General features: G+C 48.1%; 24 protein-coding genes. 7 read left to right on the forward strand and 17 right to left on the reverse strand.

The features are described from left to right. Positions 1-4 precede the first annotated feature (4 nt). A complete protein-coding gene (locus LN737_RS23035) occupies positions 5-1,516 on the forward strand; it encodes a bifunctional class I SAM-dependent methyltransferase/glycosyltransferase family 2 protein (protein WP_405512330.1) in 1,512 nt (503 codons plus the stop codon). A gap of 155 nt (positions 1,517-1,671) precedes the next feature. Here the strand turns inward: LN737_RS23035 and LN737_RS23040 are convergent, their stop codons facing one another. From LN737_RS23040 to LN737_RS23060, 5 genes are all read right to left on the reverse strand, one after another. Continuing rightward, on the reverse strand, positions 1,672-4,179 hold the full coding sequence (locus LN737_RS23040; RefSeq protein WP_405512332.1) for an outer membrane beta-barrel protein: 2,508 nt from the start codon (positions 4,177-4,179) through the stop codon (positions 1,672-1,674). A gap of 277 nt (positions 4,180-4,456) precedes the next feature. Continuing rightward, on the reverse strand, positions 4,457-4,903 hold the full coding sequence (locus LN737_RS23045; RefSeq protein WP_405512334.1) for an outer membrane beta-barrel protein: 447 nt from the start codon (positions 4,901-4,903) through the stop codon (positions 4,457-4,459). Between the two features lie 26 nt (positions 4,904-4,929). Further along, on the reverse strand, positions 4,930-5,178 hold the full coding sequence (locus tag LN737_RS23050; RefSeq protein WP_405512336.1) for a hypothetical protein: 249 nt from the start codon (positions 5,176-5,178) through the stop codon (positions 4,930-4,932). 383 nt (positions 5,179-5,561) lie between these two features. Next, on the reverse strand, positions 5,562-9,044 hold the full coding sequence (locus LN737_RS23055) for a PAS domain S-box protein (protein ID WP_405512338.1): 3,483 nt from the start codon (positions 9,042-9,044) through the stop codon (positions 5,562-5,564). 107 nt (positions 9,045-9,151) lie between these two features. Continuing rightward, on the reverse strand, positions 9,152-9,517 hold the full coding sequence (locus tag LN737_RS23060) for a VOC family protein (RefSeq protein ID WP_405512340.1): 366 nt from the start codon (positions 9,515-9,517) through the stop codon (positions 9,152-9,154). 255 nt (positions 9,518-9,772) lie between these two features. Between LN737_RS23060 and LN737_RS23065 the strand changes: the two genes are divergently transcribed. Both LN737_RS23065 and LN737_RS23070 read left to right on the forward strand, forming a co-directional pair. Beyond that, positions 9,773-10,357 (forward strand): hypothetical protein, encoded by a 585-nt coding sequence (locus LN737_RS23065; protein WP_405512342.1) that lies wholly within the window; start codon positions 9,773-9,775, stop codon positions 10,355-10,357. Then, entirely contained in the window at positions 10,315-12,114 is a 1,800-nt protein-coding gene (locus tag LN737_RS23070) for a S9 family peptidase (RefSeq protein ID WP_405512344.1), read from the forward strand. The genes LN737_RS23065 and LN737_RS23070 overlap by 43 nt, the downstream gene beginning before the upstream one ends. A gap of 67 nt (positions 12,115-12,181) precedes the next feature. On the opposite strand, the gene LN737_RS23075 is transcribed toward LN737_RS23070, so the two are convergent. Both LN737_RS23075 and LN737_RS23080 read right to left on the reverse strand, forming a co-directional pair. Then, positions 12,182-13,219 (reverse strand): aldo/keto reductase, encoded by a 1,038-nt coding sequence (locus LN737_RS23075; RefSeq protein WP_405512346.1) that lies wholly within the window; start codon positions 13,217-13,219, stop codon positions 12,182-12,184. A 37-nt stretch (positions 13,220-13,256) separates the two neighbouring features. Beyond that, entirely contained in the window at positions 13,257-13,832 is a 576-nt protein-coding gene (locus LN737_RS23080; protein WP_405512348.1) for a cupin domain-containing protein, read from the reverse strand. 188 nt (positions 13,833-14,020) lie between these two features. Between LN737_RS23080 and LN737_RS23085 the strand changes: the two genes are divergently transcribed. The 3 genes from LN737_RS23085 to LN737_RS23095 all read left to right on the forward strand — a co-directional run bounded on the left by LN737_RS23085 (position 14,021) and on the right by LN737_RS23095 (position 15,818). Continuing rightward, positions 14,021-14,965 (forward strand): AraC family transcriptional regulator, encoded by a 945-nt coding sequence (locus tag LN737_RS23085; protein ID WP_405512350.1) that lies wholly within the window; start codon positions 14,021-14,023, stop codon positions 14,963-14,965. Between the two features lie 71 nt (positions 14,966-15,036). Then, positions 15,037-15,501: a hypothetical protein gene (locus tag LN737_RS23090; protein ID WP_405512352.1), complete on the forward strand. Its 465-nt coding sequence runs from the start codon at positions 15,037-15,039 to the stop codon at positions 15,499-15,501. Between the two features lie 2 nt (positions 15,502-15,503). Beyond that, positions 15,504-15,818 (forward strand): DUF3817 domain-containing protein, encoded by a 315-nt coding sequence (locus LN737_RS23095; RefSeq protein WP_405512354.1) that lies wholly within the window; start codon positions 15,504-15,506, stop codon positions 15,816-15,818. A gap of 84 nt (positions 15,819-15,902) precedes the next feature. On the opposite strand, the gene LN737_RS23100 is transcribed toward LN737_RS23095, so the two are convergent. After that, entirely contained in the window at positions 15,903-16,337 is a 435-nt protein-coding gene (locus LN737_RS23100; protein WP_405512356.1) for a VOC family protein, read from the reverse strand. A 217-nt stretch (positions 16,338-16,554) separates the two neighbouring features. Here LN737_RS23100 and LN737_RS23105 point away from each other — a divergent pair, with 217 nt between their 5' ends. After that, positions 16,555-17,676, forward strand: coding sequence for a glycoside hydrolase family 18 protein (locus LN737_RS23105; protein WP_405512358.1), 1,122 nt, complete (start codon positions 16,555-16,557; stop codon positions 17,674-17,676). 194 nt (positions 17,677-17,870) lie between these two features. Here LN737_RS23105 and LN737_RS23110 read toward each other — a convergent pair whose 3' ends face one another. The 9 genes from LN737_RS23110 to LN737_RS23150 all read right to left on the reverse strand — a co-directional run bounded on the left by LN737_RS23110 (position 17,871) and on the right by LN737_RS23150 (position 24,538). After that, positions 17,871-18,227: a type II toxin-antitoxin system HigA family antitoxin gene (locus LN737_RS23110; protein ID WP_405512360.1), complete on the reverse strand. Its 357-nt coding sequence runs from the start codon at positions 18,225-18,227 to the stop codon at positions 17,871-17,873. Then, entirely contained in the window at positions 18,224-18,538 is a 315-nt protein-coding gene (locus LN737_RS23115; protein ID WP_405512362.1) for a type II toxin-antitoxin system HigB family toxin, read from the reverse strand. The genes LN737_RS23110 and LN737_RS23115 overlap by 4 nt, the downstream gene beginning before the upstream one ends. 156 nt (positions 18,539-18,694) lie before the next feature. Continuing rightward, positions 18,695-19,120, reverse strand: a complete 426-nt coding sequence (locus LN737_RS23120; RefSeq protein ID WP_405512364.1) for a nuclear transport factor 2 family protein — start codon at positions 19,118-19,120, stop codon at positions 18,695-18,697. A 126-nt stretch (positions 19,121-19,246) separates the two neighbouring features. Continuing rightward, positions 19,247-20,038, reverse strand: a complete 792-nt coding sequence (locus LN737_RS23125) for a DUF1080 domain-containing protein (RefSeq protein WP_405512366.1) — start codon at positions 20,036-20,038, stop codon at positions 19,247-19,249. Between the two features lie 197 nt (positions 20,039-20,235). After that, positions 20,236-20,676, reverse strand: coding sequence for an ester cyclase (locus LN737_RS23130; RefSeq protein ID WP_405512368.1), 441 nt, complete (start codon positions 20,674-20,676; stop codon positions 20,236-20,238). Positions 20,677-20,730: 54 nt separating this feature from the next. After that, complete coding sequence (locus LN737_RS23135; RefSeq protein WP_405512370.1) at positions 20,731-21,345, reverse strand: DinB family protein; 615 nt, start codon at positions 21,343-21,345, stop codon at positions 20,731-20,733. Positions 21,346-21,377: 32 nt separating this feature from the next. After that, on the reverse strand, positions 21,378-22,190 hold the full coding sequence (locus tag LN737_RS23140; RefSeq protein ID WP_405512372.1) for a hypothetical protein: 813 nt from the start codon (positions 22,188-22,190) through the stop codon (positions 21,378-21,380). 173 nt (positions 22,191-22,363) lie between these two features. Next, positions 22,364-23,611 carry a hypothetical protein gene (locus tag LN737_RS23145; RefSeq protein WP_405512374.1) on the reverse strand — a complete coding sequence of 416 codons (1,248 nt, stop codon included), beginning with the start codon at positions 23,609-23,611 and terminating at the stop codon, positions 22,364-22,366. A 42-nt stretch (positions 23,612-23,653) separates the two neighbouring features. Continuing rightward, positions 23,654-24,538 carry an SDR family oxidoreductase gene (locus LN737_RS23150; RefSeq protein WP_405512376.1) on the reverse strand — a complete coding sequence of 295 codons (885 nt, stop codon included), beginning with the start codon at positions 24,536-24,538 and terminating at the stop codon, positions 23,654-23,656. Between the last annotated feature and the right edge of the window lie 5 nt (positions 24,539-24,543).

The following is a 24,543-nucleotide window of genomic DNA, read 5'->3' on the forward strand; positions in this document are numbered from 1 at the left end:
GTATATGAACCTATCTTCTACCATCAGCGACCAGAACTTAGCCGACACAAAAGTACTCGGCCAACGAGAAAAATTCCGGGATCAATACTGGCAAAAACGAGATCCGATTCTAAAGGACCGGCTGTTATGGCGTGCTCAAACGTTACGGCATATGGTCCATCTTGTTCCAGGCCAGACAATACTCGAATTAGGATGTGGCAAAGGCCTCTTCACTAAACGCCTGCATCAGGTGTCGCGCGGAGAAAATCCGATCACAGCCGTTACGTTCAACGACGACCCAAGGCCAGCTGATTTGCCGGAAGGTGTCGAATATATAGTTAGTACATCCGTTCCCGGAGAACTCAGTGAAAAGAAGTTCGATTACATCGTAGCCATGGATCTGCTAGACAAGCGCAACTGTGCCTGGATGCTGCAAAATGTTCATCAGTTACTGAATCCCGGAGGGCAAATCTTATTTTTTGAAACCAACCCCTGGAACATAGTCCTTAAGTTTCGGCAGTTGCTTAAAAACCTGGCTGGTAAACGAGATCCCCGCGATCTGCTGAACCGTTCGGAGCTATACGAACTGATCTCGGAAATTGGGTTTATCAGAATCTTTGCCATCTGTACCGACTTTGTTTATGCCCCCCTAAGCCGCCGACTGGCCTGGCTGTTACGTAACCTGTCTATCCTGCTTGAAAACGCCTACGGATTCAGAACGCTGGCAGGCTCTATTTTGATTCATGCCCAGAAACCTCCGCGCGTCGTTGAGCTTCCAGCCATATCCCTGTGTGAGCATAAATCGCTGGAGCGAGCCATTTCTGTAGTGATTCCATGCTATAATGAGGAAATGAACATCATACCGCTGGTAAATGGCCTTAAGCAGTTTTTTGGCGACTACATTCATGAAATTATTCCGGTCGATGATAACAGCAAGGATCGTACGCGAGAGGTAATGCAGAAACTCGCCAGCGAGGACCCCCGCATCCGGCCGGTTTACCGGACGCCACCGGGTGGTGTAGGCCGGGCTATAACCGACGGGTATCGCGCAGCAACTGGCAAGTATATTTTGTCAATGGATTGCGATTTTCAGCATCTCCTGCCTGAAATCCGCGACATGTTTGACGCTGCTACGTTAGGTTTCGATGTGGTTGTGGGCAGTCGGTTTTCGCGCCATAGTGTTTTGCTCAATTATCCCTTTTTTAAGATTCTGGCCAATCGCGGGTTTCACTTCCTGGCGGTGCTTCTGTTAGGACGTCATTTCCGGGATTTGACCAACAACCTGAAGCTTATCAAGCGGGAGGTAGTGGAGCAGCTCGATCTTTCTCAGCCGGGCTTTGCTATCAATGCAGAGACGGGTCTTCTGCCCCTTATGATGGGTTGTTCCATCCGGGAAGTACCTGTTTCCTGGATTAACCGGACACCGGATATGGGCGGCTCCTCGTTCAAACTGGTCAAGGTTGGTGGAGGCTACTGGCAGGTTTTATGGAAGATCGTGAAAAAAAGATGGAGTAGTTCACCAAAAAAAAGCAGGTGATTAATACACCATCCAGACTTGCAACGGTTGGCTCGGGCGAGTAACAGGATTTTAGCGCAGGTGTTCGCTTCACCTGGTCGTAATTACCAACGTACAAAAAAGCCATGCTTCAAGATGAGCATGGCTTTCACGTTTTCTTAACCTAAACTAAACTTTTAATTATTTCCTCCTACCCGGCTTTGCTCTGCAGAGGTAGCCGAGTTACGTTGGCGAGCCCCTTTTACGTTCTGATTACCAAACCGGTACGTGAACGTCAGCATAATCCGGCGGCTTTCCCAACGCGATAGAACCCGGAAGTCGATATCCTGTACTGCCGCACGGCCCCGGAAGTAATTCAGCCAGAACGGGTCGCTTACGTTCAGTTTCACACTACCCTTGCCATCCATTACCTTCTTCTGCAATCCCAGGCTAAAGGCGCCCATCGGTTGTGAGCGGTAGAAACCATATTGCGATGCTGAGTTATACCAGGCCGACACTTCGCCGGACAGTGTTTTGCTGAATGTAATGTTATTCGATGTGTAGAGGTTATAGGCAACCAGCTTCACCTCGTAGGGCGTTCCGGAATAGAAAGTCTGGTACGTTTGGTAGTACGCATTTACGTTGTTCTGCATCCGCCACCATTTTGTGACAACCACCGGAAAACTGACGTTCAGGCTCAGGTTATCCAGATGTCCCTGATTCTCCGGCGTTACGTAAGTAATGTTCTCAGCGGCAATCTGACGGGGCGTTTCGCGGTTAATAAAATCCGTTGTGCGGCTGAAACCGAGGGTTGTTGTGAACAGGTTTTTATAAACGTGGGTCAGTTCAACTGAGTTGGTATATTGTGGCCGCAGGAATGGATTCCCTTTGCTATATGTGTATGGGTCCAGATAGAACACGAACGGATTCAGGTTCTGGTAATCGGGCCGGTCGATCCGGCGACTGAACGACAGATTCATTACGTTGTTTGTATCTAACTGACGCGACAGAAACAGGGTCGGAAACAGGTTCAGGTAATTCCGGTCGACCGTCTGATTGAGCGTAACCGATGTGCCGACAGAGTGCGTGTGTTCAACGCGTAACCCCGCCTGCACTTTCAGTTTGCCAATTTTTCCAGCGTAGTTGATATACGCAGCATTGATGTTTTCGTCGTATTTAAACTGGTTCGAACGGCTCGCATCCGGCAACCACTGGCGGTTTTCCTGTTGCAGCGTATCGTAAATCGTATTGTTGTCAGCATTTACAATACTGCTTTTCAGACCAGCTTCCAGTTTGCTTCCGTTTTTTAGCGGATGAACGTAATCCGTCTTGAAAGCCAGAATGTTAATGATCGACGGCATACTGTTCCGCACATCCTGGTTCGGACGAATCGGCTGGTTACTGCCGTTGTAATAGATCGTGCTTAGGTTATTGTTGTTCTGACCACCGTAATGAACGTAATCGGCGTCGACAGTCCATTCCCGGCCTTTCCCGTCGAAATCGTATTTGTAGTTTATGTTTCCTGTTACATTCGACAGAAAATTGCGGGCATCCGTCCGGGTAAAGGGCTTGCTGGTCAGCTGGTGATTTTCGTCGCTGATGAGCGTATTGTTTTGCCCATTCGACCGCCAGTCGTTTGAGAAACCATTGACCAATACCCCAATGGTGCTTTTCTGATTGATGAAGTAATCCATACCGGCTTTGTAGGAATGCCCAACAAACTGGTTCGGACGGAAGGAATACTGATCAAAGTACGTAACGCTGTTGTTAAACGGAATCCGCCGGTTAATCTCGTTGGTCTGCGAGCTTTGGCGGTTTGTATAGCTATAGTTGCCGAACAGATTGACTTTCCCTTCGCGGTGATTCAGATTCAGCGACGTATTGAATTTTGGTAGATCGTCACGTACACCGCTCAGGTTATTAACCCAGCCGTAGCCGCCACCAATGATGAAGTTTCCGTTAGTACCGAAGTTTTTATTTTTCTTCATTTTGATGTTGATGATCCCCGAATTACCGGCGGCATCGTATTTAGAGCCGGGGTTGGTGATGATTTCAATCGACGCAATGTTATCACTTGGGGTGTTTTTCAGCAGGTTCGATACTTCCTGCTGTGAGAGATAAGTCTGTTTCCCATCAATGTAAACAATGACACCCGACTTGCCTTTCAATTGAATCTGATCGTTTTGGCGGTCTATCGTTACGCCGGGTGCCTTTTCCAGCACCTCCAGCGCTGTATTCCCGCTGGAAACAATGCTATTTTCAACGTTTACTACGGTGCGGTCGACCTGCTGCTCGATGAAGGGTTTTTGCGCAACTACCTTAACTTCCGTTAAGTTTTTCGTTTCGTCGGTCATTGTCAGTCTGGGCAATTCCAGAGCCGGCTGCGTTTCATCAATGGCGAACGGAGCAGTATACGTTTTTTTATAACCGATCTGTTGAGCGGCCACCAGATAACGACCGGCCCCAACATTCTCGAAGGCATATTTGCCCTCAGCATCGCTAATAGCACCTTTCACTAACGTAGAGTCTTTTGCTTTCAGCAGCATAAGGGTCGAAAACTCCAGTGGTTTTCCGGCCGCTGTTCCTACCTGCCCATTGACGGTACCCCGCGTCAGCGCTTGCCCAAACGCCGTTGAGAGCGTTAGAAGAAGCAGACCATAAAAGGTCAACCAGAGCAGAATAGTATGAGATAGAGGCTTTTTCATGATACTTGTTTTTGAAGGTCGCTTTGTGTTTATCCAAAGTACATGGCAAAGGTAGGTAGTGGGTGTCACATAGTACCTGTTCTTACACAAGCGGTCTGAACGGCGGGATGAGTGGATTTAAGGGATTATTTTAGTATTTCTGAAGAGCCTCCGAACCAAAGACGTCCTTATTGGCGAAACGTTGCATGGTCGAAAGAAGATTTTTCTGTTTTTTCTGACTGACCCTAATTATACATAGCTCGAATGCATTATTAGAGTCAGTCAGAAAAGTGTGGGCTTAAAGTTTCAGACCCACAGCCCACACACTGGCGTCTGGCCCCTGACCTGCCCGAAAGGCGCTGTTTGGTTCGTAACGGAAGAAGAGTTTAGAGCTACCCCGGAAACCCAGTTCTGTTGTTAGCCCCCAACGAACGGAGTTGAGATTGTATGAGCCATGATCCCGAACAGCCGGTCCGCCCACAGGTTTTACTTTAGTGTAGCTGTCTAACCGCATTCCGGCATAGGCACCCAGGCTCAGCGACACACCTGATCGGAACGATACGTTCAGCATGAGCGGGATGTTCAGTTGAGCGGCAACCAGTTTGGATTTACGCAGGTCTTTATCAGCCTGTTCAATAGTAAGCTGGCCATTCTGCTCAACCAGTACGTTTCTACCTTCAAACATGAAGTTGTTCCAGGCAACCTCCGGACCCGTTATCAGCCGCAGTTTTGTTGAACCATTCACGGCCAGTGGAATGCGTGTCTGCCAGGCTATGGCAGCGAATCGGGAGCCAATGGGTCGAAGGTCATAGCCTGCTGGAAGCGATCCCCCAGACTATTGAAGCCTACGTAAAATTTGAGCCCTGAAGTAACCCGGTGAACAATTCGGGTAGAATGGGTTACGGTTGATGTTGTCGTAGTCGAATCAGCGGAAGTCGTTACGGTTACTGTCGATTGTGCGAATGTAGCGGCTGAGAAAGCAACAAAAGCCGTGGTCAGGAGGTGTTTGAACGTTTTCATAGTGTTTGTATTCAGGTTAATGGTTTTAGGAAAATTGAAGTTGTCGATTATCTTGTTTTCGTTTCTTGTGTTATTTGACCGGAAGATGTAAGAAGAGCGTAGTGAGGTTGCACGAGCCTAAAAATTTTTCTAATTTTTTTTACAGAAGTAGAAATACTAGACAAAAAATCTGACGTAAACGACTACTATTCAGCCATATACTAAAACCACATAAGTGGGTTAGCGAAAATACATTCGGTTATTTTTCAAAGTGTATCCCAACAAAGCCAAAGCCTGTACACGAACCAGATTTTGGTTTGTGTACAGGCTTTGGCTGCTGCTAAAACTACGTAGAAAGGTATCAGCCGTTACGTCACTGACTTCGGCTTATGTAAAGCAGATTGCTATTCCACTGGTAGATAGATTAGAAATGTAGCGCCCTGGCCCGGCTGGCTAACGGCTGTAATTACGCCCCCATGATTAGCCACTACTTTCTCACAGATGGCAAGACCAATACCAGTGCCTACATACTCGTTTCGGCCGTGTAAGCGCTGAAATACCTGAAAAATACGATCCAGGTATTTCTCATCGAATCCAATACCATTATCCGATACACTGATTCGATGATACGTTGCCGCCAATCTGGCAGGTTTGACGGGCAATAAACTGGCTGTCACATTCTCCGTCTGAATCTGAATAACAGGCACCCGGCCAGCTTTCTGAAACTTGAGGGCGTTGCTTAACAGGTTTTGAAACAGTTGTCGCAGTTGCGACGCATCGCCGAATATAGCCGGGAGTTTATCGACCTGAATCTGAGCGCCCGTTTGCTTGACAGCCACTTCAAGGTCGTCGAGTACGTCGGTAATAACCTGATTCAGTGAAACCACTGCCACATTTTCCTGCCGGGTCGAAATACGGGAAAAGGCCAGCAAATCCCGGATGAGCAACGACATACGACCCGCAGCGGTCTGCATCCGCTCTAAGTAGTCGAGGCCCTCTCCGATCTGACTGGAATACTGCGCTTTAAGAATATCGCCAAAGGACTGGATTTTCCGTAAAGGTTCCTGCAAATCGTGGCTGGCAATGTAGGCGAACTTCTCCAGGTTATCGTTAGAGCGTCGAAGGTCCTGGTTCGACGTTACCAGTTGTTCCGTCCGCGCCTGAACCTGCTGCTCCAGTTCGGCTTCGAGTTGCTTTTGTTCATGAATATCCGTGGCAGTACCTACCCAAAGCGAAATATCGCCCGATTCGTCACGGATTGGCAGTGCCCTATTTAAGTGCCAGCGATACATACCATCGCTGCCCCGCCGGTACCGATTTTCAACCACGAAGATAGTCCCGTTGGTAAGTGCTTTTTCAAACGCAGCTAACGTATGGGGTAAATCGTCGGGGTGAATAACCGCCTGCCAGCCCCACATTTTTGGTTCTGAGAAATTGAGCCCGGTATACTTGTACCACTGCTGATTGTAGAAATTGATTTGCCCTTCCGGGGTGTTGGTCCAGGTCATCTGCGAAATCGCTTCCATCAATGTACGGAAACGTAGTTCGCTTTCCTCAATAGCCCGACGCGCCACAACCTGTTCCGTTACGTCGATGGCCATATCCACAACAGCATAAATCTGCCCATCGGTGTCCCGCAGCGGTTTATACGTAAAGTTAAAATAATAGGTGCTAAGCTTTCCGTCGACGAATAACTCGGCCGGGGCTTCCTGTGCGCTGTATTCAATTCCCGTTCTGTAGACCTCTTCTAAAATATGGAGAAAGGGCTGACCTACCAGTTCGGGTACCGCTTCGCGCAGGGGTTTTCCGATAGCGGTTTCGTCTTTTCCCCAGAATCGGAGCATCTTTTCGTTGGGCAGTTCCACAATCATATCAGGCCCAACGAATAAACTAATCGCTACGGAAGCTTCTTCAATGAGGTCTCTAAAGCGTTGTTCACTGGCCTCCAAAGCCCGTTTGGCTTTTACCTGCGCTGTTACTTCGGTAGCAATGACCATTACCCCGCTAACGTTTTTGGCGTCGTTACGTACGGGAGCATAAACAAAATTAAAGTAAGCCTCATCCAACCGCCCCTGCCGATGAAGCCGGGCCAAGGTTTCAAAACCGTAATACGCAATGCCCGAATCAAAAACGCCTTCCAACAGTTCAATAAAACCCTGCCCTTCCAGCTCAGGCAATCCTTTAATGAGCGGCAATCCAATGACCGACGAATCTTTACCCCAGATTTCCAGCATGGAATCATTGGCGATGGTGATCGTCATATCACGGCTGTTCAGTATACTGATGGCGACAGGTGCCTGAATAACCATATTCCGGAATTGCTCTTCGCTTGCTTTGAGCTTGTCCTGAGCCTCTACCTGTTCGGTAATATCGTAGGCAATAATGACCATGCTCTGATCAGGTGCCTGCGTATCAATCAACCGGGTTACGTTCATCTGCACCCATCGAAACGAGCCTTCTTTGTGGATATACCGCTTAACCAGATTGAAGGAAGGCCGCTTACCCTGCACGACCTCATCGAACAGCTTTCGGTTATAATCCCGGTCATCGGGGTGAGTCAGTTCGAAGCTATTTAACGCACACAACTCCTCGGTAGTGTAGCCCAGCAATTTGGTATACGCTTCATTGACAATCGAAAAATTAGCCTGCTGATCGGTAAAAGCCATACCCACCGACGTATTGGCAAAGGCGATGGAAAACCGCTCTTCAGCTTCTCGAAGAGCTCTGGCTTTCTCTTTCTGCTCAGTGATGTCGAGCGCTATACCCGAAAATGTCACTGGCTTTCCCAGTGCGTCGAACAGATACTGTCCAATTAATTTTACCCAGTGAATTGAGCTATCGTTCCAGATAAACCGGGCTTCGTACGTTATGGCCCCTGTTGCCACGCCATCTTCGTAGGCTCGCTGCCGGTTCAATCGGTCTTCGGGGTGAACATGCTCAAGTAGCATCTCACGGGTGAGGCCCCTGGTCTCGTCGCCCGTCAGTATCCGGGCGCAGGAGGGCGAGTAAATAATCGCATTTGTAGCCAGATCAACCGAAAAAGCGCCAGCTCCCGAGCCTTCAATTGCCATTTTCGCCTGCTGCTCAGAGAGGATGGCTTTTTCTCTGGCCAGTGTTTCAGCGGTAATATCCTGGGCAACCCCCGAAAAGCGATAGGCATGACCTTCTTCATCGAAATACGTCCGCCCTATGGAATGAATCCAGCGCAGTCGACTATCGTCTTCGCCAATCATCCGGTATCTGACGTCGTAATAACCACCCGACTGCGGATTCAGCGCCCATTGGGTTGCTTCTTCAATACGTCGTCTGTCGTCGGGATGGATGTACTGCAGCGTCTGATAATAGTCGATGGTGGTGTAATTGGCTAAGCCAAAGATGCTCTTGCACCGATCATCCCACTTGACAGTACCTTCCGTAGGATTCAGCTCCCACGTACCAAGCTGGGCCGATTCCATGGCAAAACGTAATCGCTCCTCACTTTCCTGCTGCGCCTGTTGCAGGGCAATACGTTCCGAAATATCCTGCATGGAACCAACCATGCGAACGGCTTTACCATCCCGATGAAGTATATACCCCCGGTCAAATACGGTGGCATAGGTACCGTCGACCCGGCGAAACTGGTATTCATCTGACCAGTTCGTTCCCAGCCGATCAATTACCCGTTGTATGCCCGTTATGACCCGTTCTCTATCGGTAGGGTGAATACGGTTCGTCCACTCGTCCAGTCCTTTCCTTTGCTCATCAGAACTGGCATAGCCGAAAAGCACGAAATAGCCTTCATTCCACCAGATACTGTTGGTTTCCAAGTCCCAATCCCAAACAGCATCCCGCGTGGCTTTTGTGAGGAGTTCGAACAACTCACTAGTTGTTACTGTGTCTGTATTCAAGACGTATACGTGGCTACCTGACTAATCATTTACGAAACCAAAGTTAAGTAAGTATGCAAGTATTACGTCCGTCAGTTTGAATTAGTTAATCGAAAACTTACAGGTCACTACGAACCGCCGGAATCAAACTGCAGCAGTTCAAATCGATTGGCAAATGGGTCGTGAAAGAAAAACCGCTGCCGCCCATCGATTTCCGATGAGTATTCAATGGAAAGACCTTTTTTCATCAACTCCTGCCGGGTTTCTTCCAGATTGCTGACTTCAAAGGCCGGGTGGCGTTTGGAGTAATTCCCGCCTGCTTCTTCGCGGATGTGTAGCTGAATATCAGCGATTTTGAACCAGATAGCGCCCGATGGATGATTGCCGGGAATTTCTTCCAGTCCTAATACTTCCCGATAAAAAGCCCGCGCTTCGGTAGTGGTTCTCTCCGGAATGCAAATCAGTATGTGATCGAGTCGTTTAAATTGAATCATGGTCAATTAATCAATATCTTTTAGTACGCTAACCACCACGTATGTATCTAGCTTTATGCGTCTGTTTCACCGGAAGCTGACGGCTCCGCCAAAAAGTTATCCTGGATAATCTGCCGATAATACCAGACAGGCAATCTTTCAGCGTTCTCCTGGCGAATTTACTATGCAAAGATCGTGACGTAACAATATATACGACTGCGATCATGACCATTATACGTAGTATATTTCGCCAAACAAGGTATCATACAGCTTACAATGAATAAAATTTTTCTTACTGGCATTTCTTTGGCCCTAATCGTAACCGCTCAGGCTCAGCAGCGTACGGCGATAACGACAAAAGACTATGAACAGGCCCAGCGTTTTATTGGAACAAATGCTGAACAGCTTGTTGACTACGGCAGCGTTCGCCCAAACTGGCTGCCCGGCGACCGGTTCTGGTACCGGAATTTAACAGCTAAAGGCAGCGAATTTATTCTGGTCGATCCGGCAAAAGCCACTCGCTCAGTGGCTTTTGATCAGCAGAAATTAGCCACTGCACTGTCGGCAGCAACGGGCAAAACCTATGAAGCGGCCATGCTGCCTTTTCAAAGCATCAGCTTTTCGCCCGACAACCAGTTTGTTTCGTTTCGGGCTGATGGTAAAGCCTGGAAATACGACCTGAAAAACTTCCAGATCAGTGCCGACGCCACCCCTACCCCATTGGGCAATGAGGCCGATGCTCCGCCCTCACGCCGGGAAACGGGCAACGAAGTGCTCTCCCCCGATAAAAAAGGGCAGCCTTTATTAAGGATTATAACTTGTGGGTTCGGGATGTGCAGACCGGCCAGCAAACCCAACTGACAACCGATGGCGTCAAGGATTTCGGCTATGCCACCGACAACGCCGGCTGGCGGGCAAGCGACCGGGCAATTCTGGCCTGGTCGCCGGATTCCAGGAAGATCGCTACGTTCAAACAGGATCAGCGGAATGTCAGCGATATGTATCTGGTTACGACAAATGTAGGCAAACCGACGCTGAAGCAATGGAAGTATCCACTGCCCGGCGACAAAGAAGTAGCCACCATCCAGCGAGTCATTATTTATGTCGATTCGCCCAAAGTCATCCAGCTACAGATACCCGCCGACCCGCACCGGGCGACCCTGAGCGACGATATTTCGAGCAGCGGTACGTTAGACGATGTCCACTGGAGTGAGGATGCGTCGAAACTGGCCTTTGTGTCTACCTCCCGCGATCATAAGCAGGAAAAAGTACGGCTGGCAGATGCCACTACGGGGGCAGTACGCGAAATATTCGAAGAAACGGTGGCGACTCAGTATGAATCAGGATGGGGAGCGATCAACTGGCGGTATCTCGACAAAACGAACGAGTTTATCTGGTTTTCGGAGCGCGACAACTGGGGGCATCTGTACCTGTACGATGCCCTGACGGGGAAGCTGAAAAACCAGATTACGAAAGGCGACTGGCTGGTTACGCGACTCCTGAAAGTGGATGAGAAAAACCGAATCCTGTATTTTATGGCCAACGGTCGCCAGGCCGCAAACCCGTATTTCGGTCAGCTATGCAAAATTGGGTTTGATGGTAAAAACTTTGCCGTGTTAACCCCCGAAGAAGGTAATCACCAGGTAAGCATCTCCCCATCCGGCAACTATTTTATCGATACGTATTCAAAACCGGATGTTCCGCCGGTGATCGTGTTACGTAATGCCGCTGGCAAGCTGATTACCAATCTCGAAAAAACAGACATCTCACGACTGACGGCAACCGGCTGGCAGGCCCCGGCGCCCATTACGGTGAAAGCCCATGACGGCAAGACCGATATTTATGGGTTGATGTATAAGCCAACCAAACTTGATTCGTCAAAGAAATACCCCATCGTCGATTACATCTACCCTGGTCCGCAGGGAGGCAGTGTCGGTAACTGGTCGTTTTCGGCAGCCCGGCGCGACAACCAGGCACTGGCTGAGCTAGGGTTTATTGTAGTGGAAATTGAGGGCACAAGCAATCCGTTACGTTCCAAGAGCTTCCATGATATGAGCTATGGAAATATGGCCGAAAATACTCTCCCCGATCAGATTACGGGCATCCGGCAACTGGCTCAGAAATACACGTTCATGGATACGAGCCGCGTGGGTATCTGGGGACATTCGGGTGGTGGGTTTGCGACAGCAACGGCCATGTTCCGCTACCCGGATTTCTTTAAAGTGGGTATTTCGGAGTCGGGTAACCACGACAACCGTAACTACGAGGACGATTGGGGCGAACGCTACAATGGGTTAGCCTCAGCTGCGGATTACGAATCTCAGGCAAATCAGAACTACGCTAAGAACCTGAAAGGTAAACTGATGCTGGCGCATGGCATGATGGACAACAACGTACCGCCGTACAATACGTTACTGGTTGTGGAAGCGCTCGAAAAAGCGAATAAGGACTATGATCTGGTCATTTTCCCCAACAGCGCGCACGGTTTTGGCAGCTATACACCCTACATGACCCGGCGTCGTTGGGACTATTTTGTGAAGAACCTGCAAGGCGCCGAACCACCGCAGCAGTATCAACTGGAAATGAAGCCCGACCCACGCAATCGGGTTAATCCATAACTCGTGAGTCGTTAACGTCCCGAAAGCTTAAAGCTTTCGGGACGTTAACGACTCATGGAAAAGTAACCTAATAAAACTTTGGTATTGGGTTTAACGACAGATTCTGGCGCTGATGCCAGTACGGATAAATGGGCGGAACTTCGCTGGCAGAATCCAGTTTTTTGATCTGTTCGGTAGTCAGGTTCCAGCCGACAGCGTCAAGATTTTGCCGGAGCTGCTCCTCGTTTCGCGCGCCAATAATAATGCTCGATACGGTTGGTCGGTGCAGCAGCCAGTTGATCGAAACCTGCGCCACTGATTTCCCGGTTTCGGCAGCTATTTCATCCAGCGCATCGGTAATGGTATAGAATGTTTCTTCGGGTACGACAGCTTGCGGAACCGGGCTGCCTCCCTCTACCACACGCCCTTCGGTGGGTTTCGGTTTGTTACGCCCGTATTTACCGCCCAAACGACCACCCGCCAGCGGGCTCCAGACAAAAGCCCCCACGTTCTGATTAATGCCCAGCGGCATCAGCTCCCACTCATATTCCCGGTTGACCAGTGAGTAATAAACCTGGTGAGCTACGTAGCGATTCCAGCCGTATTTCTCCGACACAGCCAGCGATTTCATCAGATGCCAGCCCGAGAAATTAGAGCAGGCTATGTACCGCACCTTGCCACTCTGCACGAGATCATCCAGGGTTCGAAGGGTTTCTTCAACGGGCGTGTTGCCATCGAAGCCGTGCATGTGGTAAATGTCGATATAGTCTATTTTCAATCGTTTGAGGCTGCTTTCGCACTGTTTTAGCAGATGGAAACGCGACGATCCCTGATTGTTCGGCCCTTCGCCGAAGGTGAATGTTGCTTTTGTTGAAATGAGCACTTTATCACGTTTACCTTCAATGGCTTTGCCTAAAATCTCTTCCGAAAGCCCGTTCGAATACACGTCGGCTGTATCGAACAGATTGACACCTGCTTCCAGACAGAGATCAACCAGGCGCGTAGCCTCCGCTACCTGCGTACTACCCCAGGCTTTAAAAAAATCGGTAACGCCACCGAACGTAGCGGTGCCAAAACTCAGGACAGGAACAAACAGTCCTGAAGCCCCCAATTGTCTGTATTCCATAGTTATTTAGGTTGATTCATGCTGAATTCGTAACACGTTATTTCCAAAACTCCGTTACTCCGCCTTCTTTACCAAGTAATGGGTCAGTGGCTGGCAGCGGCACTGCGGCAATGTTCTTGTCGGCCTGCGGACGTTCGCCGGGTTCACCCCGCAGCAGGTCGTAGTTTCGGCCATCGGGATAAGCGCCCATAACCCCAAAATCGGCTGAAGATTCAAGCTTCTTATGCCCTACCCCTGCTGGAATTACAATTACATCCCCCGCCTGTACACGTACTTTCTGCCCTTTTTCACCACCCAACTGTAGCAAGGCCGAACCACTATAAACGCCCAAAACCTCATGCGTGATGCTGTGGTAATGATGGTACGGAAATACGCCGTCGCGCCAGAAATTTGTCCAGTTGTTGACCGCGAAACGCTCTTCCATGCCTAACGCCCCTACCGACCCGGTTGCCTGAAACACCTTCCGGTAGAGCAGCAGCGGGTATTTACTGTTAGGAATTTTACCATCGTCGGCGAACAGAAACGTTTCGGGTTCAATGTCGGGTTGGGTCATGGCTGTCAGTGCTAACAGAAAAGGAAAGCCTCCGAGCGAAAGAAAATCGGACCGGGTCATACGACAATAAGTCAAATCGGGTTAACACCACAAACATCAATGGCGAAATTGTCTTTTCCAACGTACCCGTATCCTATAAACTAGTATAACCCGTTTATAGCTCGAAATTTGGGTAATTTATGGCGTTTTTACTCCTGAAAACATAAACGGCAGCAGGGTCCGTTTACCCTGAAGCTGCTGTCGATTCGATGATTAACGCCTTAAATCTGCCTGCCGGAGTGATGAAGAGCAAGATTAAAACCTATAGCGTCGAAACGTTCCGGGAAAGTTATATCCAGCCGGAGCAACGTATCGATACGTTGTTGAAAGCCGACTTTGGTAAGTTTTTTATCGTCAAAGTAGAGGAACTCATCCGTCTGATCAAGCTGCCGGTCCCGCCCGTTCGAAGCACAAATCATACGCTGATTTACCTCACGGAAGGCGAAGCGATCATGACTATTGGCAGTGAGACGCATACGATTTTTAAAGATGAATGCCTGGTTGTACCGGCCGGACAGGTGTTTTCCTTTGCCAGCCTCGACCTCAATAAAGGGTATTTATGCAACTTCCACAACGACATGATTATCGGCAAATTTGGTAAGGCCGAACTTCTCAAAGACTTTGAATTTCTGCGGGTCTGGGGCAATCCGCGCATTACACTCGGCGACCAGATATCCAGCTACGTACTACCGCTTTTTAAACGCCTTCTCAACGAATATACGGAACATGGGCTGACAAATCTGGCTATTATACAGTCGTATTTTGTTGCGCTCCTCTGCGAAATAAACCAGGCTTACAAACCCATGTCCGCCAGTCTGCAAACGAATGCGGTGACGATTACAAACCGGTTTAAGGAACTGCTGTTTTCCAGTCTGAAAACCAATCATCGCGTAACCGACTATGCCTCGCTGCTGAACATTACGCCCAATCACCTCAATAAATCCGTCAGAGCCATTACGGGTAAGTCGCCAACCAAATGGATTGATGAGGCTATCGTGCTGGAAGCAAAGGTATTGCTCCACCAAAGCCCTTTGTCGATCAGTGAAGTAGCTGCCGAAGTAGGTATTTTCGATGCTTCCTATTTCAGTCGCCTTTTTAAAAAATATGAAGGCGTTACGCCCTTACAGTTTCGCCAAATGATTGAAAAATCCTAAAACCAGCTTCGTCTGTCCTAGTCCGGATTGTTTGTCCTGCTGACCTTTGCCGTGCGTAAACAACCAAACGCATGTATTCGTCACTTCTATTTTTTCATTCACTTGTTCGCTGGCTGGTATTGGGCAGTTTGCTGTACTCCATCGTTCGGGCCTACACCGGCTTAAACACCCATCGCGTATTTACAAAAACCGACAACGCCATTCGGCACTGGACCGCTACGATTGCTCATATTCAATTAGTTTTGGGTTTTACGCTTTACCTCAACAGCCCCATTATCAAGTATTTCTTCGCTAATTTTAAGCAGGAAATGCAACGTATCGATTTGGCCTTTTTTGGGATTATCCATAGTCTGCTTATGCTGGCGGCTATCGTTTTCATTACCATTGGCTCGGCGCTGGCCAAACGGAAACCGACCGACAGCGAGAAGTTCAGAACCATGCTGCTTTGGTTTTCTATGGCGCTGATCCTTATTTTCGTAGCCATTCCCTGGCCATTTTCACCACTTGCCAACAGACCCTATTTAAGATCGTACTAACTATGAAAACATACTTATTATCAAACGTCGGACGATTGCGCTTACTTGGCTTACTGGAAGGGGTTTCGCTCCTCCTGCTGATCGGCATTGCCGTTCCGGCCAAACACATTTTCGGCAATCCGGCTCTGGTTAAATCAATTGGCCCCGTTCATGGCATCCTGTTTTTGCTGTTCGTTTTCAATACGTTGAGTGTGGGAGTCGAACAGAACTGGAAGTTCAGAACCACAACCTGGAAAGTATTACTGGCCTGCGTGATCCCGTTCGGTACGTTCTACATCGACAAGAAAATTCTGAGCAAAATACACGTAGCGGACTAATCGGGCCTAAAGAAAACGAAACAGCCGTAGCAGATAGATGTCCTGCTACGGCTGTTTTTATTGATCAACTCAGAAGTAATTTCTTTAGGCAGCACTGGTTTCGGCTGCGGGCTGCTCCTGATTGATAGCACTGAGGTCCATAAACATGTACTCCCAATGGTGGCCATCCAGATCATCGAAACTACGTCCGTACATGCCTTCCATTTCGATCGTTTCGTTAGGCATAGTAGCACCGGCGGCTACCGCTTTGTCGAGCTTCTCGTCTACTTCGGCCCGGCTATCGGCCGACAGCGATATGATCGTTTCGGTGCTTTTGCCAGCATCAATGATGTCCTTCTTGGTGAAATTTTTGAAGAATGGTTCGGTCAGCAGCATAACGATAATATCTTCGCTGATCACCATGCTCTTGGCATTCTCGTCGCTAAACTGAGGATTGAAACTGTAGCCAAGTTTGCTAAAGAAGTCAACCGATCGGTTCAGGTCTTTGACGGGCAGGTTCACAAAAATTTTCGTTGCCATATGTAGTTGTTGTTTAATGTTTACCTAACAAAAATACCACTTGTCTCCCGAATGGGTGGGGGGTATGTACGGCAATATAAGGGGGTGTTTCCGACAACTTTTCCGAGCCAATTTTTATGTACAGAGTTGGCCGTTTTATAATTCATAAACCGAAGATTGAAGTCGTTAAATTTTGCTCACTCGCTGCTTTCAACGTTATCAACCTGATAAAAACAACATGCTTCGATCTCTTCACGTACTTGCGGCACTGACCCTTGCGACTCTCTTATCAGCCGGTTTTAAACCTGCCCCCAAAGCTAAACCGATTGTGCTGGCCTATGTAGGGGGTTTCCGTGGCTTGGTCGATACAGAGCTGATCGCGGCTGAAAAACTGACGCACATCAACTACGCGTTTGTCGATGTCAAAAATAACCGGGCGTGGCTTCACAACCTGGCCACCGATTCTACCAATTTCCGGAAGCTGAACGACCTCAAACTACGTAACCCCGACCTGAAAATCCTGATTTCCATCGGTGGCTGGGCCTGGAGCGAGAATTTTTCGGATGCCGTACTGAGCGATACGTCACGCGTGGCGTTTGCGGCTTCGGCCGTAGATATTGTGCGGGAATATCAGCTGGATGGCATCGACATTGACTGGGAATACCCCGGCATGAAAGGCGAAGACAACGTATTCCGGCCCGAAGACCGGGAAAATTTTACGCTGATGTTCAGAGCCCTGCGTGAACAGTTGGATGGTCTGAAAAAACAAACCGGCAAAGAGTATCTGGTAACGACGGCCTTACCCGGCTTCAACGAAATTTTTACGCATACCAACATGGCGCAGGCGCAGCAGTACCTGAGTTATATCAACGTCATGGCGTACGACCATTTTACGGGCGGACCACTGGCGGGGCATCATACGAACCTGTATGCATCGGGCAAGGTTGATAACGAACAATCGGGCGACCGGGCCGTGAAATTATACGAGAAGGCCGGTGTCCCCGCCGACAAACTCGTGCTGGGACTCGCCTTTTATGGGCGAGCGTGGCAATTGCAAAACGACGATCCGCAGGCGCACCCCCGCTCGATTGTGAAAGTAGAACGGGGCGGTGGCTATACGTTCATCAAAGACAGTCTCCTCACCAACCCGGCTTACAAACGCCAGTGGGACCGTAAAGCCAAAGCGCCGTATCTGTACAATGCCAGCCTGAAACGCTTTGTTTCCTACGATGACGAGCAATCCGTAAAAGAAAAGTGTCGTTACGTGAAAAAACACGGTCTGGCAGGTGTGATGTTCTGGGAATATTTCAGCGACCCCAAAACGTATTTGCTGAGTGAGATCGATCGGCAGTTCCAATAAGCGAACAAACCCAGCTGCGTCACTTCTTCACAAAATGGACGCTGATAATTTTGCTGTTTTCGAAGTGGTAAATGACCAGCGTATCGAAGCTGGGGCGGTGGGGTCTAGTTGAATTTTTTTGTGTACAATTACTGGTGATGCGAAAGTGTGACAGCACCTTATCGGGAAAGGTGTATACCGTAGCCGTATCTGAATCAGGCCAGCAACACACCGGCTGGAATACCTAATTCTTTGTGGAAGAATTTAGCCATTTCCAACGTCATAGGCTTGCGTCGGTTCAGGACCGCCGATACGTAGCTTTTGCTGCCCAGTTTACCGACAAAATCTTTGTTTCTAACTCCCTTTTCTTCCATTTTAAGCCGGATGGCTTCAATAGGGTCAGGCGTCGGTATGGCGTAATGCTCATCTTCATACGCTTTTATTAATAGCAAAGCTACCTGTAAAACCTCTCCATCTGGCGTATCTGGACGTACCTTACGGTCGAACTGCTCATCCACCCAAGTCATCATGTCATCGTATTCCTGTTCGGTTTTAATCGTCTTCAACTTCATGATTTCTGTTGGTATTGTACCGTTGTTACGTCAACTTTATCATACTCCGCGTGTGTGCCAAACCACTTGATCTGGATTGTTTTATAATCGAACACTATCCGTGCGACAAGTCTGTATTGATTGCCCATAATATTGAAAACGACACGATCATCGGCAACAATGCTAACACTACCATAGACGGCTTTCAGTTCATTAAAATTAGCAAACTCCTGCTGCTGTAATTCCGCGTACCATTGTTTCAACGCGTTAGCGGCCTTTGGATACAGGTTGCAATACTCCAGCAACGTTCGACGCGCTATAATGTTGAACATTTATAAAACAAGGGAAGTTTACTCATAGTGAACAAAGTTATCAATAACTCGAAAACTTTGTTTAGAAATTCGACAGGTTTACGTCAAATCCAGCAGTTGTATAAAAGTATGTTATGGCTTTCAGCCTGAAGTTTCCGTTCGCTACTTACCTTTCTGCTACTTTCTCACAAAATGGACGCTGATAATTTTGCTGTTTTCGAAGTGGTAAATGACCAGCGTATCGAAGTTGGGGCGGTTGACCCAACCGGAAATTCTTTCGTGTAGAATCACCGTGCTGCCCACCGTCATCTGATTCGCTACCTCACAATGCAGGTTGGGGTTCTCTTTAAAGACTTTAGTATAGTATTCCTCCAGTTCCTGATGGGTTTTGAAGCGGGCCAGCACCTTGTCGGGAAACGTATATAACGTAGTCGTATCCGAATAGGGTGCCGCAAACTGGATGGCATTGTGAGCGTTCCAGCCATCAATCTGCTGCTGCACCAGTTGCTGGTACGTATTGGATTGTCCCCTTACATACTGATTACCAATTATCAGCGAGGCCAGCAGAGCCAGCATCGTGTATTTTGACAACGATGTATTCATACGTTTAACTCTGTTTATTTCTGTTATACGTATCAAAATCACCTAATCAACAATACCCCGGCCTGACGAACACGAAGCCACAAATTAGTCACGTTCCCGTGTCCGCCAGGCTGGATTTTTCAGTTCTCAGAAGTCGGTATTGGCCTGTTTCAGATCGAGCGGTTGAATCCAGATGTTCCGATACAGTACGTCGTGTCCTTCGGCCTGAAGTTTAATTCCTCCGGGTGTATCCGTGATGCCTTTGCCCCCATCGTTACCACCGTCGATGCCTGAATTTGGGCCGCCCCAGACCTGGGTTATTTTCTGATTCGTATGGGCTTTTTTACCATTCAGGTAGATCGTTGCCATAGCGGGTTCAGTACGTTTGCCATCCTGAAAACGAGCGGCCCGAAACTCAATATCATAGGCATTCCACTTTCCGGGGCCGGTGTAAAGTTTGTAGGGCGAGGGCGATTCATTAATTACAGCCCCCAAACCGTGCGAAGTTGTGTCGCCATCGAAAATCTGAATCTCGTAGCGGTTTTGCAGGTAAACGCCACTGTTGCCGCCGGGCTTGCTGACGTAGAACTCAACATGCAGCCGAAAATCACGAAATTCCTCCTTGGTAACAATGTCGGCGGCTCCGTATTTACCCCCTGCAGCAGCCGGGTCATTGGTATTCATAACGGTGCCACTGCCAGCGGGATCTTTCTCAATAGCCCACTTGATCGGCATGGTTGCCGCCAGTCGTGGCCCTTGCCAGTACATCCATTTTTCGTCGAGCATTTTGCGTGAGCCGTCAAATAGCACTTCGGCGCCTTTGGGCGGTTTGGCCCCCACACCAATCTGGGCATTCGCGATGGTTACGGAACCCAGACTGATAGCCGCTAACAGCAGCGTTTGAACGACATACGTAGAGATAAGGGTAGATTGCTTCATTGGATTGTAAATGGGTCTAGTCGCTTAGTTTCTGCCAGTAATACTACCCTATGTCAATCGATTTTGCAAGCTAAACAAACCAGAACGCTTTTGGTACAGATGCAATACCCTCATCGGCTCCCGTAAAATGATACGTCCCTGATTACCAGAAGGTAGTCAGGGACGTCACGAACCCAGGAATGATATCAGGCTATTCTTCAGGCACCCAGTTGTTTACAGAAGCTGGCGTGATCCCAGTTGATAGACAGATCCGTAATACGGTCGGCCTCGTCGAAGCGAAATACAAAAACGTGATCGCTGTTGAATCGTAAGCCTTTACTGGTGATGCCCATAAAATCCTGTGCCTGCGTACCAAATATGGCAACGTGTGCGATCACCGTATCGCCCTCAGCCGTCAGGCTATCTACGGTATTATCGAGGTCAGGAAAGCAGTCCATCAGTAATTGCCAGACCGTCTTGCCAAATTCCCAGAATGAGCCTTTGCCATCCTCGCCCATAGGCTCAAAGTGAACCGTAGCGTCGGGTGTAGCCAGTTGAATCATCCGGGCCGTATCCATGTCCTGATAAGCTGAAAAAAAGGCCAGACAAGCGCCCTTACGCGTCTGTTCGGTAAGCGAAGTTTTGCTGATAGTTTCCATTGGTTATGGGTCAGTTTTTAAGTGAGATAGTACGTTCTATTTGACGGGTTCGCCCTACTTTTGAGCGGTTTCGTTTGGGTAATTAGGATGGGATTTGATTTTGCGAATCTGGCGCATATGCCGATCTACGTGTCCCCACTGATAAATATACACCTGATGCAGGTTACGCGGAGAGTTAGTTGCAGTCAATTCAAAACAGGCTCGCATATCAGCCTCTGTTTTTTCGGCAAAGGCAATATTTTGATCCCGCAACCGCTTAAAAAACGTCAGGTTGTCTTTCCCCTTGATAAAGCCCGTTGGCCGCGAAAAATCGGGCGAAATATGGGGCTTTTCTTCCATAATAAATGCTTGATAATAACTGTCGGGCTGGCTGGTTTTCACTAATTCCGGCTGGGGTTTATTCCGGCTTCCGATACCAATTTCGCGCGCCCAGATGATTTCCCAAAGCGCCAGGTGTTCAACCACTTCGGCAATCGACCAGCGGTCAGGCGATTCATGAAAATGCCATTGAGCATCCGTCAGGTTTTCCGTTTCCCGGATTAGTTCATCGCGGGTACGTTTGAGGTTATCGAGCGTATAGGTGCGGTCGGCATCCGTCCAGAGTTTTTGTGCATAGCCAGCCGAAGTTGTTAGTGAAAAGGCAATGAGAATATAAAAAAGAAATCGCATTGTAGTTGATTGTTTATGTGGATATATGATCGTTATTCTTTTGCCGGTGCGGGCGCTTTAACAAATACCTCCCGCAGTTTCCCTTCCCAGCCCTGCTGTACGTACTGACTGTTCTCCAGGGAGATTTTAAACGATTCAGCCGTGCCTTTGCGTTTACCGTCGGGCTGCCACGACCAGAATTCGTTGGTTTCGGTCAGCGTTTTTCCATCAAACTGATACATAGCTCCGCCCGCCCCATTAAATTGTTTGGTAGATGGGTTATAGTAAGCATAAACCACCATCGGATAGCTAAATATCTTGATCACCTGCATGTTTTTGTACTTGCCTTCGCCTAAACGGCCTGATCCACCCCAGTCGCCTTCTTTCATGAACCAGACCCCTTCCAGTCCGTTGTTCTTAAGCGGCTCGGTGGGCTTGATACGTTCACTCACCTCGTTAATGGGGTAATTGGGGTACTTTTCAGAGTTCATGACGCCGAATTGCTCATACTGTTTATCGCTGACCTTGTAATCGAACGAAAAGACACTACCAACAGCCGTCGAATCCCAGGAATAGAAGCCGACCTTTTCGACGTATTTCCCGTTTTCGAGTTCATACGTACCGCCACAGGCCCCATCGAAAGGCAGTTTGCTTTGCCGTTTGTCGTCGTAATAAGCGCCAAGCCAGTAACCATCCCGGAAAACTTTAATGACCGTAACAGAATCGCGGGTTTTCCATTGGGTCATGGCACCGTACTTGTTTTTTGTCTGGCGAAAAGCGCCATTGAGTTTGCTCACCGGTGCGTCTGACTCAAAGGCCAGCACAGGCAGCAACGTAGTGAGGAGAATTAGGAAATGCTTCATCATCGTATTGTTTATGTGGATTTGATGACAAAGCTACCGGTGTCTCAAAGCTAGAAATTGTAAAAATGCGACATTCTGAAAGGAGAGTTGATATAGTTTACTCGTCTGTTTGCCAATCCCCAGTTCAGGCCAACAGACGAGTAGATAGTCAATAAAGTTAACATAATGCACTTGCGCTAAGCTGTTTCTTTTACCTCCCCGTTAGTATTGGCCAGTTTGGTTTGAGGGCTATCTGGAAATAATTGCTGTAATTTTCTTTTAAAGAAGTCATGCCTAGTGGCTTCATATTGTTGCTCCAAATAGATTCGTGCTTTTTCCTCTATTTTTGCCATCTCTTCGGGAAACAGTTGATACAAATCACGTACGTTTGGGGCAAATGCCGCACTGCCTAAATCAAGTTTTAAACGATCGACTGTTTCGTACGCTAATCGACTGCGGTAACTAGAAATGACTTGATTTAGAATTGTCAGAATTTGATTTTTTATTTTTTTCTTTTCTTCTCCGCAAGTAATTTTATATTCTAGCATAAATACTTCAAGGCGTAGTGCAGAAGCGTGGCCATAGTCTGGAATCTTTTTTTCTAATGTTATGAGACTTTCAAGAAATTTATCTCGATTTTGTGGAAGTGTGGCATTAAAATAACTATTAAATTGAACAAGTACAGAATTGGTATAAGCGTCACCTGAAACTAAATCAGGGTTCTTCTTTTCATATTCGTCAATTAGCTGAATTAATTCATTATCTTTTCTTCCTAAATTATACAAGTACGTAGATAGAGTGTCAATGATTTTTCTAGCTATTTCGTGATATAGATTGGAATTAGCATCTCTTAGTAGTTCTTTTAAGTCTTTTTCCAGATTGTCATCTTGCCGAATTATTCCGTCTTTTCTTAATTCAGCCCCAAGCTCCATCAGCCGATCATAACGAACTTCCAGCATATACCTCTCTCTTCGAATAGAATCGGCCTTTTCACGCTCATCATATTCAGACACACGGAGCTTGTATTCTTCAAACTCATTGCGAAATTTGTTTATCTCCGTTTTATAATCAAGTCTTACTTCACTCTTAAATTCGTCATTGTAAGTCTTGAGTAATTTTTCAAGTTCAATTTTTGTTTTCTGGCCTTCACCTTTCGTCGTCCGGTCAATAAATGACTTTGCAGCAGCATATCCTGCCAAGCCTAATATGGTCCCTAACAGCCCTACAATAGACACAAATCGACTAAGTACTTTGTCATCTATTATCTGATCAAAATCTTTATTTGGAATCCGGGTATACTGACTTGTATCCAACTGATTTTTTAAGGTTCGAATGGTAGTCTCAGAGCTATCAATTCGTGCTCGGAGTTGATTAATTTCGGAGGTTTGAGCTTTTATTGTCTGCTCTATTAATAAAAAAAGCAGAACTATTAGTATTTTTTTCATGACTTTAAGAGAAAGTTGTTTAAAAATTCAATTTTCAAAGTCTCATTTCACCACAGCAAAGGCGGCCAGTTGCGGGCGTACGTCCATGCCCATCTGGGCCATGCCGGCAATCCAGGTTTCGTCGTCTACGCCAGCCGAAGCAATCCAGTCTTCGTCGGTGAGGGCAGCACGCCAACCCAGCAAAACAGGCCCATCAGCGCCGGTTGGATTTCGGAAGCCGCTACGTTCGCCCGTCAGGATATCCTGAATAACTTCGGCCACTACCGATGCCGGTACGTGCTGCCCCGCCGACGTTTTCAGATAAGCCAGCAGCCGGGCCTGATTTGGGTAGTTCGTTTGAGCGGGTACCTCTTCCAGCTTGTCGATAATGGGCGTGTCGATAACGCCCGGCTGGATGAGCGCCACCCGAATACCGAGCGGCCCAACTTCACCTGCCAAACTCTCACTTAGGGCTTCGACGGCCGCTTTTGAGGCACAGTAAGCTGAATGAAACGGACTATACAGCTTGCCCGCTACGGACGAAATCGTAATGATGCAGCCGCTTCGCCGTTTGCGCATACCCGGCAGCACGGCCTGAATGCAACGTAACGTACCGAAATAGTTGGTTTGCATAACCGCCTGAAACACATCCATCGAAACTTCCTCAACGGCCCCCGTTGGACCAATCCCCGCATTATTAACCAGTACATCGACCTGACCCGCCTGAGCAACAACCTCGGCCACAGCCGATTTTACGGACTCGTCGGAATCAACGTCCATTGGCAGAATGGTGATAGGTAAATTATTCTGTTTAGTTAGTTGAGCCAGTTCAGGGGATCGCTGTGGATTGCGCATCGTTGCGTAAACGGTGTGGCCGCTACGTGCCAGAAATTCAGCCGCAGCAAAACCAATACCGGTGCTACAGCCGGTGATGAGAATAGTCGACATTCGAA

The organism is Spirosoma sp. KNUC1025, assembly GCF_045160025.1.
Taxonomy (GTDB): Bacteria; Bacteroidota; Bacteroidia; order Cytophagales; family Spirosomataceae; genus Spirosoma.

Coding starts and splice junctions, on each gene's coding strand:
- LN737_RS23105 (WP_405512358.1), top strand. CDS start 16,555: ATGCTTCGATCTCTTCACGTACTTGCGGCACTGACCCTTGCGACTCTC.
- LN737_RS23065 (WP_405512342.1), top strand. CDS start 9,773: ATGAATAAAATTTTTCTTACTGGCATTTCTTTGGCCCTAATCGTAACC.
- LN737_RS23140 (WP_405512372.1), bottom strand. CDS start 22,190: ATGATGAAGCATTTCCTAATTCTCCTCACTACGTTGCTGCCTGTGCTG.
- LN737_RS23145 (WP_405512374.1), bottom strand. CDS start 23,611: ATGAAAAAAATACTAATAGTTCTGCTTTTTTTATTAATAGAGCAGACA.
- LN737_RS23115 (WP_405512362.1), bottom strand. CDS start 18,538: ATGTTCAACATTATAGCGCGTCGAACGTTGCTGGAGTATTGCAACCTG.
- LN737_RS23075 (WP_405512346.1), bottom strand. CDS start 13,219: ATGGAATACAGACAATTGGGGGCTTCAGGACTGTTTGTTCCTGTCCTG.
- LN737_RS23120 (WP_405512364.1), bottom strand. CDS start 19,120: ATGAATACATCGTTGTCAAAATACACGATGCTGGCTCTGCTGGCCTCG.
- LN737_RS23050 (WP_405512336.1), bottom strand. CDS start 5,178: ATGAAAACGTTCAAACACCTCCTGACCACGGCTTTTGTTGCTTTCTCA.
- LN737_RS23125 (WP_405512366.1), bottom strand. CDS start 20,038: ATGAAGCAATCTACCCTTATCTCTACGTATGTCGTTCAAACGCTGCTG.
- LN737_RS23040 (WP_405512332.1), bottom strand. CDS start 4,179: ATGAAAAAGCCTCTATCTCATACTATTCTGCTCTGGTTGACCTTTTAT.
- LN737_RS23035 (WP_405512330.1), top strand. CDS start 5: ATGAACCTATCTTCTACCATCAGCGACCAGAACTTAGCCGACACAAAA.
- LN737_RS23130 (WP_405512368.1), bottom strand. CDS start 20,676: ATGGAAACTATCAGCAAAACTTCGCTTACCGAACAGACGCGTAAGGGC.
- LN737_RS23150 (WP_405512376.1), bottom strand. CDS start 24,538: ATGTCGACTATTCTCATCACCGGCTGTAGCACCGGTATTGGTTTTGCT.
- LN737_RS23080 (WP_405512348.1), bottom strand. CDS start 13,832: ATGACCCGGTCCGATTTTCTTTCGCTCGGAGGCTTTCCTTTTCTGTTA.
- LN737_RS23100 (WP_405512356.1), bottom strand. CDS start 16,337: ATGGCAACGAAAATTTTTGTGAACCTGCCCGTCAAAGACCTGAACCGA.
- LN737_RS23090 (WP_405512352.1), top strand. CDS start 15,037: ATGTATTCGTCACTTCTATTTTTTCATTCACTTGTTCGCTGGCTGGTA.
- LN737_RS23060 (WP_405512340.1), bottom strand. CDS start 9,517: ATGATTCAATTTAAACGACTCGATCACATACTGATTTGCATTCCGGAG.
- LN737_RS23110 (WP_405512360.1), bottom strand. CDS start 18,227: ATGAAGTTGAAGACGATTAAAACCGAACAGGAATACGATGACATGATG.
- LN737_RS23135 (WP_405512370.1), bottom strand. CDS start 21,345: ATGCGATTTCTTTTTTATATTCTCATTGCCTTTTCACTAACAACTTCG.
- LN737_RS23085 (WP_405512350.1), top strand. CDS start 14,021: ATGATTAACGCCTTAAATCTGCCTGCCGGAGTGATGAAGAGCAAGATT.
- LN737_RS23095 (WP_405512354.1), top strand. CDS start 15,504: ATGAAAACATACTTATTATCAAACGTCGGACGATTGCGCTTACTTGGC.